Origin of the sequence: Dictyobacter kobayashii, assembly GCF_003967555.1 — a bacterium.
GTDB lineage: Bacteria > Chloroflexota > Ktedonobacteria > Ktedonobacterales > Ktedonobacteraceae > Dictyobacter > Dictyobacter kobayashii.
Genome location: NZ_BIFS01000002.1, coordinates 2110563 through 2131329 on the forward strand (window position 1 = coordinate 2110563; position 20767 = coordinate 2131329).

15 protein-coding genes and 2 pseudogenes are annotated in these 20767 nt (G+C 51.0%); 10 read left to right on the top strand and 7 right to left on the bottom strand.

The features are described from left to right. The first annotated feature begins 214 nt into the window (after window positions 1–214). Entirely contained in the window at window positions 215–2476 is a 2262-nt protein-coding gene (locus tag EL645_RS35635; RefSeq protein ID WP_126557163.1) for an FUSC family protein, read from the top strand. A 186-nt stretch (window positions 2477–2662) separates the two neighbouring features. Here the strand turns inward: EL645_RS35635 and EL645_RS35640 are convergent, their stop codons facing one another. From EL645_RS35640 to EL645_RS35650, 3 genes are all read right to left on the bottom strand, one after another. Then, on the bottom strand, window positions 2663–3532 hold the full coding sequence (locus tag EL645_RS35640; protein ID WP_126557164.1) for a DUF6585 family protein: 870 nt from the start codon (window positions 3530–3532) through the stop codon (window positions 2663–2665). Between the two features lie 190 nt (window positions 3533–3722). Further along, window positions 3723–4436, bottom strand: coding sequence for a response regulator transcription factor (locus EL645_RS35645; protein WP_126557165.1), 714 nt, complete (start codon window positions 4434–4436; stop codon window positions 3723–3725). Between the two features lie 5 nt (window positions 4437–4441). Continuing rightward, window positions 4442–5260 carry a sensor histidine kinase gene (locus EL645_RS35650; RefSeq protein ID WP_161977968.1) on the bottom strand — a complete coding sequence of 273 codons (819 nt, stop codon included), beginning with the start codon at window positions 5258–5260 and terminating at the stop codon, window positions 4442–4444. Between the two features lie 552 nt (window positions 5261–5812). Here EL645_RS35650 and EL645_RS35655 point away from each other — a divergent pair. The 3 genes from EL645_RS35655 to EL645_RS35665 are packed head-to-tail and all read left to right on the top strand — an operon-like array spanning window position 5813 to window position 8039. Further along, the gene (locus EL645_RS35655; protein ID WP_126557167.1) at window positions 5813–6928 is read left to right on the top strand and encodes a GAF domain-containing protein; all 1116 of its coding nucleotides are present in this window, start codon (window positions 5813–5815) and stop codon (window positions 6926–6928) included. Beyond that, entirely contained in the window at window positions 6832–7767 is a 936-nt protein-coding gene (locus EL645_RS35660) for a sensor histidine kinase (RefSeq protein WP_136625350.1), read from the top strand. The genes EL645_RS35655 and EL645_RS35660 overlap by 97 nt, the downstream gene beginning before the upstream one ends. Before the next feature lie 41 nt (window positions 7768–7808). Beyond that, window positions 7809–8039 carry a sensor histidine kinase gene (locus EL645_RS35665; protein WP_246035751.1) on the top strand — a complete coding sequence of 77 codons (231 nt, stop codon included), beginning with the start codon at window positions 7809–7811 and terminating at the stop codon, window positions 8037–8039. An 81-nt stretch (window positions 8040–8120) separates the two neighbouring features. On the opposite strand, the pseudogene EL645_RS35670 reads toward EL645_RS35665, so the two are convergent. After that, window positions 8121–9421, bottom strand: a pseudogene (locus EL645_RS35670) (NCS2 family permease). Between the two features lie 810 nt (window positions 9422–10231). Between EL645_RS35670 and EL645_RS35675 the strand changes: the two are divergent. The 5 genes from EL645_RS35675 to ybiA all read left to right on the top strand — a co-directional run bounded on the left by EL645_RS35675 (window position 10232) and on the right by ybiA (window position 15148). Next, window positions 10232–10819: a hypothetical protein gene (locus tag EL645_RS35675; protein ID WP_126557170.1), complete on the top strand. Its 588-nt coding sequence runs from the start codon at window positions 10232–10234 to the stop codon at window positions 10817–10819. Then, complete coding sequence (locus EL645_RS35680) at window positions 10820–13135, top strand: peptidase domain-containing ABC transporter (RefSeq protein ID WP_126557171.1); 2316 nt, start codon at window positions 10820–10822, stop codon at window positions 13133–13135. It abuts the gene before it with no gap. 505 nt (window positions 13136–13640) lie between these two features. Then, window positions 13641–13919 carry a hypothetical protein gene (locus tag EL645_RS35685; RefSeq protein WP_126557172.1) on the top strand — a complete coding sequence of 93 codons (279 nt, stop codon included), beginning with the start codon at window positions 13641–13643 and terminating at the stop codon, window positions 13917–13919. Further along, window positions 13811–14683 carry a DUF4097 family beta strand repeat-containing protein gene (locus EL645_RS35690; protein WP_136625351.1) on the top strand — a complete coding sequence of 291 codons (873 nt, stop codon included), beginning with the start codon at window positions 13811–13813 and terminating at the stop codon, window positions 14681–14683. The genes EL645_RS35685 and EL645_RS35690 overlap by 109 nt, the downstream gene beginning before the upstream one ends. Window positions 14684–14710: 27 nt before the next feature. Next, window positions 14711–15148 (top strand): riboflavin biosynthesis intermediates N-glycosidase, encoded by a 438-nt coding sequence (gene ybiA, locus EL645_RS35695; RefSeq protein ID WP_126557174.1) that lies wholly within the window; start codon window positions 14711–14713, stop codon window positions 15146–15148. 99 nt (window positions 15149–15247) lie between these two features. On the opposite strand, the gene EL645_RS39795 is transcribed toward ybiA, so the two are convergent. The 3 genes and pseudogenes from EL645_RS39795 to EL645_RS46065 form a co-directional block, all read right to left on the bottom strand. After that, window positions 15248–16015 carry an alpha/beta fold hydrolase gene (locus EL645_RS39795; RefSeq protein WP_161977969.1) on the bottom strand — a complete coding sequence of 256 codons (768 nt, stop codon included), beginning with the start codon at window positions 16013–16015 and terminating at the stop codon, window positions 15248–15250. Between the two features lie 968 nt (window positions 16016–16983). Then, window positions 16984–17982 (bottom strand): extracellular catalytic domain type 1 short-chain-length polyhydroxyalkanoate depolymerase, encoded by a 999-nt coding sequence (locus EL645_RS35705; protein ID WP_161977970.1) that lies wholly within the window; start codon window positions 17980–17982, stop codon window positions 16984–16986. 134 nt (window positions 17983–18116) lie between these two features. Beyond that, window positions 18117–19672 (bottom strand): annotated as a pseudogene (locus EL645_RS46065) (long-chain-fatty-acid--CoA ligase). Window positions 19673–19936: 264 nt separating this feature from the next. Between EL645_RS46065 and EL645_RS35715 the strand changes: the two are divergent. After that, the gene (locus EL645_RS35715) at window positions 19937–20740 is read left to right on the top strand and encodes an AfsR/SARP family transcriptional regulator (RefSeq protein ID WP_161977971.1); all 804 of its coding nucleotides are present in this window, start codon (window positions 19937–19939) and stop codon (window positions 20738–20740) included. Window positions 20741–20767 lie beyond the last annotated feature (27 nt).

Consider the following 20767-nt stretch of genomic DNA (forward strand, 5'->3'; position numbering starts at 1 on the left):
CTGCTTTTACCCATCAATGTCTTGATGCATCTCACACTGAACAATGTTTCGTTCCTACTACTACTTAGAATGCAATTCTATTCCTATGCACATGTTTAATTTCTGCTATAACTATGTCCACGCGTCTATGCCGAAAGGAGCGTTCGGGGTGTCTGATTACTTGAGAAGTGGCCTGAAAGGGTATGCTGGGGTCGGGTTGGAGGAGAAGCGATAGATGAATCGTATTTATAAATCCTCTAACGCGATTTTTAAACATATCACCCATAATTTAATCCTGGATCGTTCCGCCATCATCAATGGTATACGTGTGACGGCAATTACTGTTATTCCCATTCTATTAGGTCTGCAGTTACATCAATATGATATGGGTGTGATGTGTTTCCTGGGTGGACTTTATGTTGTACTGGCTGATGTCGGTGGACTATATCGTTCGCGGGCTTTTGCGATGGGTTCAGCCACTATAGGTGTGGCTCTGGCGGCATTTGTCGCTACTATTAGTGGAAGTATTTTATGGCTGGCCGTTCCTTTAATGTTCCTGTGTGCATTTTGCTTTGGTATGCTCGGTATCTTTGGCAACACAGGTTCAAAGGTTGGTTTTGTGGTGATCGGCATATTTATTATTGTGCTGGGGCAGCCGGCCAGTTTGGGTGTGGCTGAGGGACGCCTGGCGGCATTTATTGTGGGTGGCTTATGGGCTATGCTGTTGACCCTCTGCCTCTGGCCTCTGCAGCCGCATCAACCAGTCAGACAGGCGATCTCGGATTACTACCAGGCTCTGAGTACATTTCTCTCGCAGGCCTGTGGCAAGATGGCTGAGCAGGGAGATACAACTGCGCGTTGGAATCAAGGTGTGGCACGTGAACGAGCACTCGTCCTGGCTGCCCATGATGTGGCGCACTCAACTATGCTTACTTTTCGTTCGGCCCGCCAGGGAGCGAGCCCGATCGGTCAGCGTTTCTTCCTCTTAACCCTGACTGCTGATCGTCTTTTCGATGCCTCTATTGCGCTGGCTGAAGGGATAGAGATTGCCCGGGCTCAGACGCGCGTGACGCATATTCAAATCTTGCTGGATGAAAGTGTTCAATATGTCGCTCAGGTGGTCTCAAATTTTGCCGATACGGTGAGGGCCGGGCAATCTCTGGATATGGATGTCTTGCAGCAAGATCTTCACTGGTTGGAAGAGCACGAAGTCTCTTTGCGCGAAACCCTGCCGCGTTTGATTGATGACTATGCCGCCCTGGTGAGCATGAGGAACGTAATACGCCTGTTGAAGACAGTCGTTGAAGAGGTACGGGCAGCAGGTGGATATTTATGTGAATTTAATGATGGTGGATCAAGCGCCAGCGCGGTAAAGCAGTCCTCGCCTACCTTCAAAAGCTGGGAGCGGCAATGGCTGGCAAACACAAAAATTCACTGGGAACTGTTCAAAGATAACATGACCACCCGCTCTCTGGTCTATCGACATTCGTTGCGTCTGGCCATATCGACGGCACTTGCTGTCACCATCTATATGTCATTTAATATCACGCATGGCTTCTGGATTCCACTGACCATTCTTTTTATCCTGAAACCAGACTTTGGGGGAACCCGTAAACGCGCCAATCAACGCCTCTTTGGTACGGTCCTTGGTGGCGTCATTGCGGCCCTGGTGGCTGGAGCGATTCATAACGAGCTGGTCTTAATCGGTTTATTAATCTTCATCGGTTTCTATGCTTTCTCTCTGTTGAATGGCGATTATGGCGCCTTTGTCGCATTTCTAACCCTGTTTGTCGTCTTGATGCTGAACATCTCTATGCCTGGTGACTGGGTGGTTGCCTGTATTCGTATTATGAATACCGTACTGGGAGGACTGATCTCCATTGCGGCCGGCTACTTGATATCCCCACAATGGGAACGCGAGCGTCTCCCGGTGCAACTGGCTCGTACGATTGCCGCTAATCGAGAATATTTCCAGTATGTGCTGGCCGCTTATATGGGACAGCCTGGTTCGCACGAGCAGATTCACCAGGCAAGCAAGAAGGCCCACCTGGAGAATGCCAATGCGGCGGCAGCCTTTCAGCGCATGCTGGGTGAGCCCAGGACCAAGCAGGGCGATGTAGAGCGCTTTTATGCCCTGGTAACCTATAACCAGCACTTTAGCGATCGCATCACGACCCTGGCCACTTATCTACACTCGTTGAGTGGCAACAACCACCGCTTGCCGGGCCTGGATAGCTTTACGCAACAGACCGAGCAGGCCCTACAGGCCATCGAGGAAGCCGTCCTGTCGGGACACCATCTCAGCCAATTCGATTCACTAGAAGAGAGCTTGAAATTTGTGCAGGGTTCCTTGCAAACCTTACTGATGCTGCGCACCAATGAACTGGCGGAGCAACAGATTGATACGCCGAACCGCGAAGCCGTCAGAGATTTCCTCCTGATGGGCTCTCAACTGGATCGACTCACCCACGACATCTCCGCTATGTCCCGCATTTAAAAAATAAATTATGTGTCAAAAAAGTGCGCCCTACGCACTTTTTTGACACATAATAAAAACCTCTATTGTTGCGGCGCATAATGCATTTTTTATATAGTTGTGGCCACGGTGTTCTACATCGTGGCCACAACTATATAAAAAATGTCCGGGCGCGTAGCGCACGTACGATATTACTGACAGGCAGCTCTATTTGAAGATAGTTGGCAGCAGCTCTTTAAGTATAAGCGCATTGTCGATGTCAGCCGTAAGCTCTTCGAACCAGGCATGACCACTATCCTCTTTACTGTGGATGCGTGTATAGGTCTCTCCAACCTCAAAGGACTCAACCTCTTCCCAGGGCAACAGATCTTCCTCATCGCTATTGGCACGCACATGGCTGACCCCTTCCTGGTTAATAATCAGGTCACCAAACTCTAGATCTTCGCCCAGGCGATACAGTTCAAGCATGCCAGGATAGCGATAATCGGTATAAGCGCGCTCAATCGCATCACAGAGTTTAGAGCGTTGTTGTACCTTCGGTTCAAGTACCACCACGACATCTTTATCGGTGACAAAGGAGAGATTATCGTGCATAACGTGGTGAGGATGTTTGGGATCTAATGTGCCTCGCAAGAGACTTTCTATGTTATCCCAGCGTAACACATGGCTCTGCTGCCGACCCTCTAAAAAGACGAAACCATCCTCGAAAATATGCACCTGCTCACGATGCCGATAGCTATATTCACGCAGGTTGCGCCATCCTTGTAGGAAGCAGCCAAGCAGAATGATCAAGCTAATGACACCAATGGCCCCAATGGAGCGCAAGGTGGGGGGATCAGCGAGTGTCTGGCTGAGCACGATCTTGCGTACCGCATCGATCAAAAAGAAGAGTCCAATTATACTGATGGCAAACCAGACAATGGCGTTGCTTAGCAACCTGCCCCCATTAATAGTTGATTGTGTAAATGATGAGCATCGCTCGCCTAATGTATAGGCCTTTGCCAATTGCTGTACTTCAGCGTAATAGGGTGAAGATGACTCATTATCGATATTTTGTGTATCTTGCTGTGAATTCACGCTTTTGCCTGGCCTCCGTTCGTATGTCCTTTGCTTTGTCGTATTATACACTATGCGTCCCACTAATGAGTATGCATACAAATGTGTGGTTACAATAGATCAGTTATTGGGAGAAAAGAGTAGGCACTCATAAAAAACGGAAGGATGGCGGCCGGCCGCCATCCTTCCGTTTTTTATGAGTGCCGTAAGCTTACGTTGGGTTGGTCACAAACTGATAACCGATCCCAATTTTGGTCAAAATATAGCTTGGGTGGGTTGGATCGGGCTCAATCTTGCGACGCAGGCGATTCACATTTACCTGTAGCATATGACTTTCGCCTGTATATTCACTGCCCCAGACATGTTCAAGCAAGAGATCCTGGGTTATGACGCGCCCCGCGTTTTGGGCCAGATAAGCCAGAATGCGGTATTCTGTTGGCGTCAGGATAACCTCTTTCTCTTCCATTAGTACTTTTCGCTGCGCATAATCAATGGTCAGCTCGCCAATTTTCGCGATAGTACGTACTGCGTGGGTCTGCTCGTTTGACATAAATTGCGTGCGTCGTAAGACTGCCCGCACACGTGCCAGTAGCTCTTCGATACTAAATGGTTTGGTCAGATAATCGTCCGCCCCCAGGTCGAGTCCCTTGACTTTATCACTGTCCTGCCCACGTGCGGTGACGATGATAATCGGGACCGCCGAGAACTCGCGTACATACTGACAGACGGCGAGGCCATCCATTTTAGGCATCATCACATCCAGAAGAATCAGGTCGGGGTGATTGGCCTCAATCATGGTCAGCGCCTCCTGACCATCACGAGCCGTTATTACCTCGTAGCCATCAAACTCCAGATTGCGGGAGACGAGACGTAATAACTGGGGATCATCATCTGCCGTCAAAATCATTGTTTTTTTTGAAGTCATGGGGTTCAATCCTTTGATAAATGCTGAGTATTGATCGGCAAGAGAATATGCACTGTTGTGCTCACTCCAACCTGACTTTCTATCCACATGCTGCCATGATGAAGCTCAACCAGGTAGCGGCTAATCGTTAAGCCCAGACCCAGCCCATTGACATCACGGGACAGCCCAAATTCGAGGCGTTGGAAGCGCCCGAAAATCTGCTCTAAATTGTCCTCAAGAATGCCTTCGCCATAGTTGCGGATACTGATCGTAATGATGTTTGATATATCTATATCTGCCTGTATAGTGGCAGGAAGGTGTTGCTTTTCCTCCTCTGTGCACAGAGGCGTGATGAGAATATCGATCGCGCTATCGATAGTTGAGTACTTGACTGCATTATCGATGATATTCATAAACACCGTAAGCATATGAGTTTGATCCACCTGCAGAAGGATATCATCGGTGAGTGGCAGACCAGAGCATGAGGTATAATTAACATTAAATTGGCGGTCACTGCCATATTTTGAGATTGCCGTACGTAGAAGATAAGGCAAGCTACTCATCACTGGATTGAGTACCAACGCACCACTTTCAATCATTGCCAGATCCATCAGCCGATCAATGCTATTTGTTAGTCGATCACTACCTTCATCAATAGCCCTGAGAAAATCTATACGTTCATTCTGCTCAATCATCTGGTCATAACGTAAGAGTGTCGTAACATAACCTTTGATAATTGCAAGTGGGCTACGTAATTCATGGCTGAGTGTCGCGAGTAATTCAGTATCCAAGAACTGCGCAGAACCTGAAGCAGGCTGCCTATTCTCTTTATGGTGATCGGTCATGGACATGTCCCTTGCCGTTTTGCTTGCTATTCCTTTTTCTCTCTCGGACATATATTCCTGACATTTTCTATGATAATAATGGATATATCTGCGTGTGAAGATGGGTTTGCTGAATTTATAGATTTGCTTTGACTGCCAATTCGAACGCAGGGTTATTTAATGTATCTCTTTGGCGCCTGCGGCGCCGGGTTAGGGGTGTGGAGTGTGTGTGATGGGCGGCTGCGGCCGCCCATCACACACACTCCACACCTGAAAGATGTACATTCTCTGGACGAACATGAAATAGCCCTGATTCGAAAGCTAAAGGCCTTGTCAGCAATACGCTTGTGCTTTACTATAGATTATAGATTGGAATAATCTAAAGAGGAAGGGCAGGATGTCCATTGACATCACAATGGGATCACAATATTGCCCGAGATCACTCTAATCAATAATCGATGAGCGAACTAAATCAATAAGGACGAGTACAACCAGGTTTTGATAGACGTCTGTACTTTGCTTCTGACAAGAATTGATTGCTTATATATATATTTGTGTGGAAAGAGCGATATTATGGAAAAATTTCGGAAGAAGGTATTATCAGAAGCTGAGCGTTTTGATGCTTTAAGTCGAATCAGTGTGGCTCTGATGAGTGAGCGCAACGAGTCGCGTCTTCTTCATCTTATTGCTCAAACGGCGGTAGATCTCACGGGAGCGGCCTATGCGGCCTTTACGCTGCGACCAGTAAATGAGCAAGGGCTTGCGCTGGTCCCCTCGGAAGGGAATCTTTTTTATCTGGCGGCGGTGGTTGGTGCGACTAAAGAGCAGGAAGAGTTTTTTCGCAAAATTCATCTGGGCGGCGAAGGGCTGCTGGCTCCTATTTTTCGACATGGCATCTCTGTGCGCGTAGCTGATGCTATTAAGTTAGCCGCCGCCCATTCAGCACAATCTGACATCCCCCTATCGCGGGAAGCAGCCAGAGACGCGGCTTTAAAATTTGCTCATGGTAACGTCCCTGTGGAGGAATTGCGTACCGTCGGGGTGCCACGGGTGCATCCTTTGATCTGTAGTTTCCTGGGCGCTCCTCTACTGGACCGCAACCACGAGGTGCGTGGCGGCCTGCTGCTTGGACATCCAGAGCCCGATCAATTTTCAGAGGATGATGAGCGGCTCATGCTGGGATTAGCGGCCCAGGCTGCTGTGGCCCTGGAGAATGCTCGTCTCTATCAAGCCACGCAAATGCGTGCCCGTGAACTGACTGCTATTTTTCAAAGTATCGCCGATGGGATAATCCTGGTTGATCAGCGCGGCACAATTCTGCGCGAGAATGAGCGCGCCCGTCAGCTACGTCAACAACTGTTAGCGTTGCCGCAGGGTGAACAACTGCTGGATCAGATGCTCTATCAGCCAGCTACTATGGCCTTGAATGACCAGGCAAGCGAAGAGAAGACAGTGGCTATCTTTGATGAGTATAATGAGAAGCGCGAATATATTATTAATGCTTCGCCGCTGCATTGGAGTGAACTATATAAAAACTCTGCCCCCTGGGCGATGCTATCCAGCCAGACTCGCCGGAACATGGTTCTGAAGCCGTGGTTGTCTGGCATGATATTACCGAATCCCGGCGCCTCTTGCGCGAACGACAGATTCATGCTGAAACCGAGGCCAGGCGCTCACAACTGCAGATGATTCTAGATGAATTACCGAGTAGCGTATATCTAGTACAAGGTAAGGATGCGCGCCTGGTGATGGCCAACCATGCCTCTAAAACGGTATTTGGGGCCGAGTGGACGCTGAATAAGTCGATGCATGACTTCCTGAATGAAAATCAGATTCGTATTTTTACTGACAATGGTCGGCTCCTCTCAACCGAACAACTGGCTACTTTGCGGGCCGTGCAAAAGGGCGAGACGGTCTATCAACGCCAGGAGATCATTCGACACGCTGACGGGACTACTCTGCCTGTCATCGTGAATGCTATCTCACTTGCCTCTAATAAATTGAGTATGGATAATCTTTCAGGTGCCAATGCCAGTCAATCCGAGCCGTCAGCCATTGTTGTGCACCAGGACGTGACCGCGCTGAAAGAGGCCGAGTATTTAAAAGATGAGTTTATTGGCGTAGCTGCTCATGAGCTGCGTAATCCATTGGCGATTTTACATGGGTGCGCCCAGACCTTGATTGTGCAGACGTTACGTGGCAATGGCCAACCTCTCGATGAGTGGCAGATGGAGGCCATTCAAGATATTGACCAGGCAACCATGCGCCTGGTGGAATTGACCGAAGATCTGCTGGATGTGACACGCTTACATGCTGGTCGCCTGGAACTGCATACAGAGGCAATGGACATAGTGGCACTGGTTCCACGGGTGGTAAAGCGTATTCAAATGACGACAGAGCAACACCAGTTGCTGGTGCACCAGGAGAACGATCATCTGTTAGTGAATGTCGATCGTCGCCGTATTGAGCAGGTTCTTACCAACGTTTTGAATAATGCCATCAAATATACCCCCAGGGGGGAGCTATAAATATCACGCTGACAAAAGATGCTGCCAGGGACCAATGCTTAATCGCGATCAAGGACTCTGGCATCGGTATCCCGGTCCAGCAGCAGGCCCGCATCTTTGGTCGTTTTATGCGCGCGGACAACGTACATGGTATCAGCGGAACAGGCCTGGGCCTCTATCTCTGCCGTGAACTGGTTGAGCGCCATAACGGTCGCATCTGGTTTGAGTCGGTCGAAAATGTGGGCTCAACGTTCTATATCGCATTGCCGCTACTCGACGATGCAGAAGTATAAGCTATGGCCAGGAGCCTCCGAGGGCTAATCTTTCGGAGGCTCCTGGCCGTAGTTACTGGATGATGCGCTTTAGTTGATTGTTTATGGCTGGAAAAATGCCATCTGGATCAAGAAGAGCAGGCCGAAGATATAGACCAGTGGATGGACTTCGCGCCATTTGCCCCGTACCAGCTTTAAGAGTGGATAGAAGATGAAGCCCAGTGCCAGGCCAGTGGCTATGCTGGAGGTCAATGGCATCGATAGGACCACCAGGAAGGCTGGAAAGGCTTCGTCAAAGTCGTCCCATTGGATATGACGGATATTGCTGATCATCAGTGAGCCCACGATAATCAAGGCTGGACCCGTAATCGCGTCGACGCCAGAGATGGCGCTGATGATGGGTGTGAAGAAGGCTGCGATCAGGAAAAGAATAGCAATGACCAGGGCCGTGAGACCTGTGCGGCCGCCAGCTGAGATACCCGCACCCGATTCGATATAGGCCGAGGTTGGACTTGTACCGAAGATTGAACCGATCAGTGTGGCCGCCGAGTCGGCGAACAGTGCCCGGTCGGCCCGTGGCAATACATCCCCTCCATCAGTCCCGCCTGTTTGCCCAGACCCAGGATGGTGCCCGTGGTGTCAAACAGGGTGACCAGCAGGAATGAAAAGACCGCGCCATATAGCCCATAATGGACGATATCGCCGATGGCTGTTACTGGATTGTATGCGACAATGCCGGCTGGCAGCGTTGGTAGCGATACGATGCCTTTGGTGAAGTGAATCTGGCCGGTGAAAAATGCAATCAGCCCGGTCGCCAGCATCCCTATGAAGAGGGCACCAGGAATATTTAAAACCATAAAGATCAATGTGATGACCAGTCCTACAACGGCCAGGATGACCAATGGGGCATGGAGATTTCCTAATGCTACAAAGGTGCTGGGATTTGCTTGCACAAGTCCGGTCAGGCGCAGACCGATGAAGGCGATGAAGAGACCGATACCTGCGCCAATGGCGTGCTTCAAGTTATGAGGAATGGCTTGAATAAGTTTGGAACGCAGTGGCGTCAGGGAGAGAAGCACAAAGAGTATGGCTGAGATAAAGACGGCTGAAAAAGCAACATGGTAATCCATGCCCTTGTGAGCCTGGGCCAAAGAATAGGTGAAGTAAGCATTTAAGCCCATACCTGGCGCGACCGCGATTGGATAATTAGCGAAGAGCGCCATGATCAGGGTGCCCGCCAGCGTAGCGATGATGGTGGCGGTAAAGGCCTGTGCAAATGGAACACCGCCCTGGGAAAGCACCAGGGGGTTGACCACCATTACATAAGCCATGGTCAAGAAAGTTGTGACTCCTGCGACAACTTCCGTCTTCACAGAAGGCCTGTAGCCTTTGATGTTGAACATCTAGTTTCCCTTGTACATGAGTAAGTTCGCGCTGTTAGCGTTGTGCAGAATCTCTCGTCAGTTTGCGCTGGAGACCAATGATGCAGGAGGAGCTTTCTTTGCCGCCACATAACCTCTTCAGCCGATGAAGATATGAAAATCTGCTGCTCCAAACGAAGTAACGGTGAATGTATGCTATGAAATTATACTAGAGTGTATCTGCCCAAACGTACCGCACGTGCTCACTATTGGATTTCTTCTAATAATAGACCCAACAGGCGCATGTCCGGCAAATACGTGTGATAAGCAAGAGGTGCCCTAGAAAAAATTTTTGTGAGGAATGCGTATGTGCTGATTCCACGGAATATTTTTTCATTTCTAACGCTAAAGCCTGGCTGTTCTACAAAAGATGTGTAGTAATGTCGATAAGAATATCGATGACCATTGTATGGTATCGTGAATCTGAGCAAATTGTCAAGTATAATATTGCAACTAATTAATTAATCTTGCATTTATACTGACTAATTTTATCAGCTTCAAGAAATTTAGTTTTTCTTGTATGTTGCGAAACTATAAATCAATGTTCAGCTTGACTGTAAATCTCTTATAGGGTACTAATAAAATGTATCCATAAATATCTAGTGTATGAGCTTTAAACGGACAACAGTCTTTGTATGGGTGTATTATTGCAAAGAAAATGCACAAAGACACAGGAGCAAATGCTACGCGTGAACATGGTTTGTCCGGGCTGATGGGGTTAAGCGCATAGAATGTTTGAGCTTCTGTGTCTTTGTGCATGTGCTTGCTTTAAATGTGGTGGGGTAAAGATACATGACACAACAAAAAAAACGTCCCCTGTTCCGCGAGCATGCGTTACAACATTACATGCAGAGACGCGAAAACGATATCTTGCCACGCATCGTCTCACCACCTGTCTTCCTCTTCGTCTGGTTGCTGTTTGGGATAGTGCTGGCAAGCGGGATTATGGCATGGCTGGAACGTGTCCCTGTCTATGTTAATGGTACAGGTATAGTCGTAGAGAGTGAACACAAAATCAATGCTCAGCAGAGTGAGGTTAATGCCCTGGTCTTTATCCCGGTCAACGCTATTAATCATGTGCGCCCTGGTAGCCACGGCCTGATACAGTTAGGATCAGCAACTGGTGGTTATTTCAACAGCACGGTAACGAGTCTGGAGCCCCTGGTGCTTAGTCCAGAGGCGATCCAGACCCATTATATGCTTAGCTGTAGTGCTGCGCAGCAAATTACTGAGCCCTCGGTGGCGGTACATGTGAAGGTGCTTATGCCAGCCAACGATCATGTCTTTAACGGTACGCTACTTCAGGCGCGCATCCAAATCGGTACACAGCGGGTACTGGCGCTCTTGCCTATCCTTGATAGATTGATAGGAGGTTCCTAAATGCCACGGATGACCCAACATGACGAAGAAACTCAACGTCAAGCCGAGCAGCCAGCTGAGCATTCTACTGGACCAGTGTCGCCGCCATTTGAAGAGCAGTGGACCCCTCCCGCCTTCCTGCCACTCTGGTTACAGCGCATCTGGACATATCTCTATTATGCGGGCCATAAAAAAGTTCCTGTGATCACACAGATGAATGTAGTGGAGTGTGGTGCCGCCTGTCTGGCTATGATCCTTAGTTATTACGGGCGCAAAACCGGGATTGCAGAGATACGCAATCACTATGATGTGGGGCGCGATGGCCTCTCAGCGCGCAGCATTGCCCAGGCGGCCAGAAACTATGGTTTGCGGGTACGAGCAATCTCTATGCAGCGCAGTGATTTCCGTTATGTTAGTTTGCCGGCGATCGTGCACTGGGAATTCAACCACTTCATTGTGGTTGAACGTTGGAGCCCGCAATATGTCGATGTGATTGATCCTGCTCTTGGCCGTAAGCGTCTGACGGCTGAACAATTCAACGATGGCTTTACCGGTATCGTGCTGATGATGGAGCCCAGCACTAATTTCTCACGTGTAAGCGAGCCGCGTTCACTGACATTGAGAAGCTATGGCCGTCAGTACCTGCAGCGCGCGCCAATGATTTTTGTGCAGATCTTGTTAGCCTCGATCCTGTTACAGGGATTTGGCCTGATCATACCACTGCTAACAAAGGTAATTGTTGACCAGATTCTACCGCTGCACCTGACCAATGTGATGCCCATTATCGGTATCGGCATGCTGGTCCTCATCGTGAGCGAATGCTTGATCTTATTATTGCGCTCGTTCCTGCTCATCTATCTACAGAATCGTATCGATACCAAGGTTCTGCCAGACTTTTTTGAGCACTTATTGCATCTGCCGCTAGACTTTTTTCAACAGCGTTCAAGTGGAGATATCCTCACGCGTATCGGCAGTAATACCGTGGTACGTCAGATGATCAGCTCTCAGCTCGTCTCTAGTTTGCTGGATGGTGGTCTGGTACTTGTTTATATGTTCATCCTGTTCTGGCAGTCCTGGTCCTTTGGCGTGTTAGTGCTGGTTATTGGAGGATTGGAAGTGCTTATTATGCTTGCCACCAATAAAACCAATCGCCAGTTCTCTACCCAGGAATTGGAAGCATCCGGTAAAGCCCAGGGTTATGTTACTGAGCTGCTAACCAGCATCGAAACCGTCAAATCATCTGGTTATGAGATGCAGGCTTTTCATCAATGGTCCAACTACTTCTATACACAGCTGAATATCTCTAATCGGCATAGTATCTATTCGACTATCGTCGGTACCTTTATGTCGTTGCTAGAGATTTCGGCCCCGCTCTTCTTGCTCTGGCTAGGTACGGTGCAGGTTCTCAATGGAACAATGCAGTTGGGTACTATGCTGGCCCTGAATGCGTTGGCCGCTACTTTCCTGGCACCTTTAACGGCGCTGGTAGGTAGTGCGATGCAGTTGCAGTTAGTGCGCTCACATATTGATCGTATCGGAGATGTCTATCAGGCTGATGTCGAGCAAGACATCCATGCGGTTCAGCCTCCTCCAACCTTGACGGGACATATCGAGTTGGATCACCTGAGTTTTCGCTATAATCCCCAGTTACCCATGGTGCTTACGGACCTGTCATTGGTGATTGAGCCGGGTCAAAAAATAGCCCTGGTCGGCCAGACAGGCTCGGGTAAGAGCACATTGGGCAAGTTACTCCTGGGTTTATATAATCCAACCAGTGGCGAGATCTATTACGATGGTATCTCATTGCAGACAATGAATTATCAGGCGGTACGCGAGCAAATAGGCGTGGTCATTCAGGAATCGGGTATCTTTAGCGGCTCGATTCGTCAGAATATCGCTTTTGCCCATCCGGATGTGGATATGGATCAGATCATCTGGGCTTCTAAACAGGCTTGCCTGCATGAGGATATTGCCGCGATGCCGATGCGCTACGAAACCTTTGTGGCTGAGGGTGGTAATGCATTATCAGGTGGACAGCGGCAGCGCCTGGCTCTGGCTCGAGCCCTGGTTCATCAGCCGCGCATACTATTGCTGGATGAAGCGACGAGCTCTTTGGACGTTGTGACTGAGCGTGCCGTCGAACAAAACCTGTCCAAACTTGCTTGTACGCAGATTATTATTGCCCACCGTTTAAGCACAGTGCGCAATGCTGATGTTATTCTGGTGCTGGATCAAGGTAGGATTGTGGAATATGGCAATCACGAGCAACTATTAAAGCAGAATGGTTATTATGCCCGCCTGGTACGCAATCAAATCGAACAACAGCGTGCCCTCTAAGGGTGATTCTGACTCCCATCATCATAAAAGCGTGTCGCTCTTGTGCGGACGTGCGCATGCGCGCCCGCACAATTATTATAATGTGGTGTATAAAATGCAAAAAGCGCATTTTATACACCACATTATAATAATTGTGTTGAGTATCGCAGGTGTGAAAACACATGGACAGAGCGCGTGCTGGCGCGCCCGATTTGGTTTTATAGTGAGTTGCAGAAAATGCTCTGAGCACCTGGAATATTGTTATAGTGAGTTGCAGAAAATGCTCTGAGCACCTGGAATATTGTTATAGTGAGTTGCAGAAAATGCTCTGAGCACCTGGAATATTGTTATAGTGAGTTGCAGAAAATGCTCTGAGAGCATTTTCTGCAACTCACTATAACAATATTTTGAGCACCGAAGGTGCTCAAAATCAGGTGTAAAGATCACGGAGATCATCAGGATATGGTAATATCTAGATAAATATGTAACCTCTAGCTTACCTATCCTAACTAAGGAGAGTTTATTCATGGGTGGTCAGGAATCCACATTTTCTCCTCAAGAAGAGACCGCAAAGCAGGCGCAGTCGGAAGAGATTTATCAGCCGCGAACGATCAACGATGATGTTCGTGAACAAGCCACTACACCTGAGCAGCTCTGGCAACCCCCCTGGTTGCCAGTCCAGAAGCATATGATAGCATGTATGAAGATGGCTATGCCGGTTCCAATGCGTCGATGGGCGAGAAACTACGTCCCCGGCAATTTAATCTTACTGAAAAATGGTGGTACTTATTTGTCGGAGTGGTGATCGGCGTCCTTTTTTCTGCCTCTTTCGCTACCAGTGTTAAGGGACTTATTCCTCTTGTTTTGCTCGTTATTGCGGGCGTATTCATCTGGATCTTTACAGGCAAACAAGCGATGGCTGAAGAGCCGGTCAGATCCTTTTCGGTGCAGGGTATGGCTAGCCTGGCCATTCATAATCCAATTGGTTCACTACATATCCATCGTGGTGAGGCCAATAGTATAGTGGTCAGAGCCACTAAAAAGACCCAGGGGCGTTTTGCGCGCCTGGACGATCTTAAACTGGTCTATGTCCAGGAAGGCAATCGGCTAATCATCAAGACAGAGAATAACGCGCAGCGCTCTGGCGCTTCAATATTATCCGGTATTGATCTAGATATTACCGTCCCTTATAATTGTGACATGCGGATTGAGCAGAGTATTGGATCAATCGAACTGGATGGCATTGATGGCCAATTACAGGTCAAAATGAATATCGGCTCGATCAATGCTAGCAATGTCATATTGCGCCGCAACAGTAATATCTCTACTAATATTGGCACTTTTGAATTCAACGGCGAGTTAGATCCCGCTGGCACATATGAATGTCATAGCAACATTGGTAGTGTGCAGATGACCCTGCCTGCTGCAGCAGCCTTTGAGGTGCATGCCCACTCCAATATTGGTTCATTTGAGAATCAGTTCGCCAGCAATGTCCAGGGTGTGGCGCCGCGCGCCAGGTTGAATGCCCACACTAACATCGGCTCGGTTGAAATTTATAAACGCCAGTAGATTAACAGTTAGAAAGAAGAAGCAGGGATGGCTATCTATTTTTATAGTGTGCGTGAAGAGCCGTATGGTTGTTTCTCAAATTTTTCCAGGCATGGTTTTAAACTGGATGACGTCTGGTGGCCTACCAGCGAACATTACTTCCAGGCACAAAAGTTCGCGGGCACCTCTCATGAAGAAGCGGTACGCAAAGCCGATAGCCCAAAGCTAGCTGCAGAGATGGGACGTGATCGCCGTCGCCCTCTACGCTCTGACTGGGAACGCATTAAAGATGATGTGATGCGGCGGGCCGTGCTGCGCAAGTTTGAGAGCCATGACGACCTGCGTGCATTGCTACTGGCCACCGGTGACGAAGAAATTATCGAAGACGCGCCTGGCGATTATTATTGGGGTATAGGCCGGGATGGCAGCGGCAAGAACATGCTCGGACTTATCTTAATGGAGGTCCGCTCCCTGCTACGTCAATAGCATCTCATGCTTTTATTGTAGTTTGCAGAAAATAGCAGCGCATATTTCCTGCAAACTACAATAAAACAAGTTCGGGAGCGCTGTGCACGTATGCACACTCTATCTATCTATGGTAGATAAGAAAGATAGTACAGCGCTGGTGAAAACCTCCGAGAGCATAATGGTGTAGTGGTTGGTATCGGGGATTTCCACTACACGGCTCCCTTTGATGATACCTCGCACGCGCTCTGTCTCCTCTGTGGTCAGGATGATACCCCGGTCGGGTGCGAGCGTGCCCAATGCTGCACGCGTGATGAGTGTTGGCGCCTGGATGCGCGGTAAAAGGGCATCGGCATTGATGCTCATGTTGACCGTTATCTCTTCATCAATGGCGGCTTTGGGAACGCGCGAAGTCACGGTGCTGTCAGCGTGAATTTCGGCGTCGTAACGATAATACGCCTCCCAGAAGGGATTCCACTGATGGATAGGTGTTTGCCGCCGTTCTTCTATATAAGCATCCAGCGAGGGATACACCTGCCCCAGTCGTTGCAGCGAGGCCCCGATAGCTTGCAACGTATCCGGTGGGATGCGTCCGCCCGCGTCCACCAGTACCAGCCGATCCAGGCGCCCGGGATGGACAGCGGCAAAGAAATACCCGATCTGAGCGCCGAGTGAATGGCCGATGAAATGGACAACCGGCAGGTTCAGCGCATCACAGAGCGAGAGTAGATCATTGACATGATAGGGAATGCCATAACCATGCAACGGCTTCTCGCTCAAGCCACGTCCGCGCAAATCCGGGGCGATAGCATACCATCCCTGGCCGGCGAGATCAGGTCCAAGCTGTGCCCATTCCTGGCTGCTGGCAGTCAGACCATGAACCAGCAAGACGGTCCGCTCGGTCGCGTGCGGGGGGGGGGGGGGGGGGCGGGCGGGGGGGGGGGGGGGGGGGGCCGGGGGGGGGGGGGGGAGGGGGGGGGGGGGGGGGGCGGGGGGGGGGGGGGGGGGGGGGGAGGGGGGGGCGAAGGGGGGGGGGGGGGGGGGGGGGGGGGGGGGGGGCGAGGGGGGGGGTGGGGGGGGGGGGCGGGGGGGGGGGCAAAACTTGGGGGGGGGGGGGGGGGGGGGGGGGGGGGGTGGGCGGGGGGGGGGGGCGGGGGGTGGGGGGGGGGGGGGGGGGGGAGGGCGGGGGGGGGGGGGGCGGGGGGGGCGCGCGGGGGGGGGGGGGGGGGCGGGGGGGGCGGGGGGGGGGGGGGTGGGGGGGGGGCGGGGGGCGGGGGGGTGGCGGGAGGGGGGGGGGGGCGGGGCGGGGGGGGGCGGGGGGGGGCGGGTGGGGGGGCGGGGGGGGGGTGGGGGGGGGTGGGGTGGGGGGGTGGGGGGGCGGCGCGGGGCGGAGTGGGGGGGGGGCGGGGGCGCGTGATCTCCCCATGTCTGATAATGTAAGTTGATACCATTGATCTCCAACAGGTGCGTTGCCATAGAAATATTCTCTTTCATTTTCGAATGTGAAGGGTAAAATTGAGTCCAAGGCCCGATATATTCATTTAAGAATAGAGAAAGCAAACGAAAGCAACAAGAGCAGCGAAACCCCGTAGGTAATACCCATAGGTGCGACCCTCTGCGGTCGCTTGCCGCCCTCCGCAGAGCTGGCGGCCCAGTATCCCAGCGCTTGAGTGCCTTATGGTATCATCCCTTCCCCCCACGCGGTGCCCAAAAGCACGGTTCGCTTTTGGGCACCGCATGGCGATGGTACCGGGCCTCACTACCGGTGAGTCAAGCGACCACAGAGGGTCGCACCTACAGGGTCAAACCTATGCGAATCGCTTTTCTGGTTGCTTGCTCGCGCATGCTTTTAGGGTTTAATTGCTGAAGCGCATGAAGAAATTGTACAGGGCCAGATTGGCGCTGGGACCTGCGGGATCGCCCCAGAGCCCAGAGCCACCAGACCAGGCATGCCCCATGCCATTTACTACCCAATACTCCTCAATCTCCTGCCCGCTGTTATTGTTCCAGGTATAGGTGGTATAGGAGTGACCTCCCGACACCTGTCCATGGGTGGTGGTCGCCGGATTGGAGAAGCTCGCATTATAGCTGCCCCCGGAGGCATCATGATCTGTCTCCATCCACTGTTGGATAACCTGGTCGCCATTGACCGGCCAAACGACAGGATCAACCGAACCCTGGATATCGATGGTTGGGACAACCCGGGCATAGCGGCCCATCGTTTGATAGGCCAGATCGCCCTGGAGCACGGGGGGAGGACCACCGGTGACCGAAGCACCCAGGGAGAAGGCGGTGACGGCCTGATATTCTACGCCAGAATGCACCCCGATCGCTGTATACAGATCTGGATAGGCTGCCCCCATATTCACCGCCATTGCTCCTCCTGACGAAATCCCCGTCAGGTAGACGCGATGCTTGTTAATCGTCCAGCGTGAGGAACTGTTCTCCACCGTCTGGGTGATGCCGGCGATCTCCCCGGTTTCGTCCAGGCCTCGATACTGGTTACTGGGCGAGAAAAAGTTCCAGCACAAAGATGGGTTGGCGAAGATTTCCTGTTGGAGATAGGCGACCACAAACTGTTTCTGATCCGCCAGCGTATCCATGCCGGTGTCTGCTGCCATCGTTGATGAATCTACCGTGCAACCAGATAATACGACAATCAGGGGGACCGACGTTCCTACTTGATAATTTGCTGGTGTATACACATCATAGGTATACAGTCCGGCGGAGCCAAAATAACTAAATTGTTGCAATTTCCCTGCGGTGGCCGCGTGCGCGACTGAGGATTGTTGGAAAAGCAACAGACAACCTACAAAAACAGCCAGAGAGCACCATCGGGTCAAAAGTTTGAACATCTGTGTTCGCTCCTTTTTCTGTTTGGACAACATCATTTATGACATAGTCGCAGCGTTTTCTCACCGGCTCACAAGCCAGGAGGGACACTACTCCGGTAAAGTGGCAAATAAGTTACTTTTCCATGCTGTGTCTGTTATTGTTGTGCCTGGCGCAACTCGCTTTTGAGAATCTTGCCCGTGGCGGTCATGGGTAGCGAGCTGCGGAACTCGATCTGGCGCGGGTACTTATAATCGGCCATAGTTTGTTTGGACCAGGCGATCAGTTCAGCCTCTGTGATGGTTGTGCCCGACTTGAGGATGACAAAGGCCTTGATCTCTTCACCATGACGTTCATGCGGTATACCGATGACGGTAGCTATACTCACGGCCGGGTGCGTCATCAGTACTTCTTCGATTTCACGTGGATAAACATTGAAGCCACCACGAATAATCATATCTTTCACCCGATCAGCAATGTAGAAGTAGCCATCTTCATCGCGTCGCCCAATGTCACCCGTATGGAACCAGCCATTACGCATGGCCTCAGCGGTTGCCTCGGCGCGCTTATAATAGCCCTTCATAATGTTGTGGCCCCTGATTACGACCTCGCCCAGTTCGTTCACCCCGACCTCCTGCTCATTCCGATCCACCATGCGTACTTCGACTCCCCAGACGGGCAGCCCGATTGAGCCGGGTTTGATGGGCCGGTCGAGGCGATTAAAAGTAGCCACCGGACTGGTTTCGGAGAGGCCATAGCCTTCCAGGATGGCGACCTGGAACTTTTCGTTAAAGGCGCGCATTACCTCCACTGGCATGGCCGCCCCGCCAGAGATCGACACCCGCAGGTTGCGAGCGATTTTCTGCAAATCATAGGCGTTGGCTCCTGGATAGTTGAGCATCGCCCAGTACATAGTTGGCACCCCGGCGAAAATGGTGACATCCTCATCTTCCATCAGGCGTAGTGCGCTTTCGGACTAAAGCGGGGCAGGAGCACCAGGGTCGCCCGGTTGTAGATACCTGCGTTCATTTGCACACTCTGCCCAAAAGAGTGGAACAGTGGTAATGCAATCAGATGTATATCGTGGTTGGCTTTGGGATACATCGTCTCAGAAAGGCGGGCGTTGAGGAGCATATTTATATGGGTCAATTCTGCTCCCTTGGGTTTGCCCGTGGTGCCGCTGGTATAGAGAATAACGGCTGTCGCATCTGGGCTTGTCGCAACCGTGTCGAAGGTCGTTGGCTGGCCCTGCATGAACTCGCCCAATGTTGCCACGCCTGCAATGGGTGATGGAGCATTTAAATCATTGGTCATCAATATGAAGTGTGTGCAGCTGTCCACCTCCTGGAAGGCGGTAAACCCCATCTGCCCGATGGGAAGATCGGGGCTCCCTTCCTGGCAGAAATAAGCCTTCGCCTCACCGTCCGCAAGATGATAGGCGATTTCACGTGACTTGAGCAGCACATTCATGGGTAGAACTACCGCTCCAGCTTTGAGGATGCCATAGTAGGCAATGACAAAAGATGGCAGATTCTGGCAACTGAGCGCAACAGTATCCCCCTGACGGATCCCTGCCTGGACCAATCCATTGGCCACCTGGTTGGCTGCGGCCTGCAAGGCGGCATACGATAATCTGCTTCCTTCGTAAATAATGGCAGCTCGCTCAGGCACTTCGCGTGCACTATCATCGAGCAGGACCGCAAGATTGAGCATACATTCTCTCCTTTGAGTGAAGTCGTAGAAGTAGTATAACTGCTCTGGTGTTGAGAAAAGCGTTTATCTGCCAGGCATTATGATCAGACGATCGTTTTTTTGATCGCTTCCCCTGCAATTCTCTTGCCTTTGCGTCTCTTGATAACTATACTATCTCTACCACCACTGGTTGTGTTCTGTCCAGAAGAGCACCCTGCTGTTGCCAACCGCCTCTCTTCGATGGACAAGTGTATTCTGCAACGTGTATGTGCAAAGGAGCAATTAATGAGCGACTTGAAGATTGCGTTGCTCGGGACTCCGAATGTAGAGCACCTCGGCCATCGATTGGCGTTCCATGATCGTAAAACGCTGGCTCTCCTTATCTATCTTGCCACGGAACCTGGCATACATCACCGTCAAAAGCTAGCTCGCCTGTTATGGTCGGAGAGAGATGCGGCCCATGGAAGGACCGCGCTGCGCGTTGCCTTACTTCACTTACGTCAGGCACTGGAAGAGGGAATGTCACCACAACATGAATCACATCTGCTCATCAACTATGATACCCTTGGGCTTAATCTAAATTCTAGCATTGAGCTTGACCTGCACCTGTTTGAGGCCGCCTGGAACTTGATCCAGCAACTCCCCGCGCCCGAAGCGATGCAAGGCGAGGCTCGCAGGACCGTGATTGCCCATCTGCAGCAGGCAGTGGCCTTGTATCGTGGTGGTTTCCTGGAGGATTTTGTGTTGCGCGATGCGGTCGATTTCGATCACTGGGTTGGGGTGCAACGTCAATCCTGGTTCACGCGTATTGAGCAGGTACTGGACTGGCTCTCTCAACTCCAACATGCAGAAGGGCAGATCGAGCAAGCGATCGAAACTGCCGAACGATGGCGCACCTGCGATCCACTCAATGAAGCTGTCTATTTACGCCTGATGCAACTACATTTCTCTCTGGGCAATCGTGTCGCAGCCTTGAAAAGCTACGAAACCTGCCAGCAAATTCTGCACACGGAACTCGCCGTCAGGCCATCCTCCAAATTGCAGGCCCTGGCGGATATTATCCGCAATACCTCGCCTGTATCCCGGTAAAGGGTCAGGCCAAAGACAATGCGCGTA

Excerpts from the sequence above, each read along its gene's own strand:
- EL645_RS35655 (WP_126557167.1), top strand. The coding sequence starts at position 5,813 with ATGGAAAAATTTCGGAAGAAGGTATTATCAGAAGCTGAGCGTTTTGAT.
- EL645_RS35675 (WP_126557170.1), top strand. The coding sequence starts at position 10,232 with ATGACACAACAAAAAAAACGTCCCCTGTTCCGCGAGCATGCGTTACAA.
- EL645_RS35645 (WP_126557165.1), bottom strand. The coding sequence starts at position 4,436 with ATGACTTCAAAAAAAACAATGATTTTGACGGCAGATGATGATCCCCAG.
- EL645_RS35705 (WP_161977970.1), bottom strand. The coding sequence starts at position 17,982 with ATGTTCAAACTTTTGACCCGATGGTGCTCTCTGGCTGTTTTTGTAGGT.
- EL645_RS35635 (WP_126557163.1), top strand. The coding sequence starts at position 215 with ATGAATCGTATTTATAAATCCTCTAACGCGATTTTTAAACATATCACC.
- EL645_RS35690 (WP_136625351.1), top strand. The coding sequence starts at position 13,811 with ATGTATGAAGATGGCTATGCCGGTTCCAATGCGTCGATGGGCGAGAAA.
- EL645_RS35680 (WP_126557171.1), top strand. The coding sequence starts at position 10,820 with ATGCCACGGATGACCCAACATGACGAAGAAACTCAACGTCAAGCCGAG.
- ybiA (WP_126557174.1), top strand. The coding sequence starts at position 14,711 with ATGGCTATCTATTTTTATAGTGTGCGTGAAGAGCCGTATGGTTGTTTC.
- EL645_RS35715 (WP_161977971.1), top strand. The coding sequence starts at position 19,937 with ATGAGCGACTTGAAGATTGCGTTGCTCGGGACTCCGAATGTAGAGCAC.
- EL645_RS35685 (WP_126557172.1), top strand. The coding sequence starts at position 13,641 with ATGGGTGGTCAGGAATCCACATTTTCTCCTCAAGAAGAGACCGCAAAG.
- EL645_RS35650 (WP_161977968.1), bottom strand. The coding sequence starts at position 5,260 with ATGACCGATCACCATAAAGAGAATAGGCAGCCTGCTTCAGGTTCTGCG.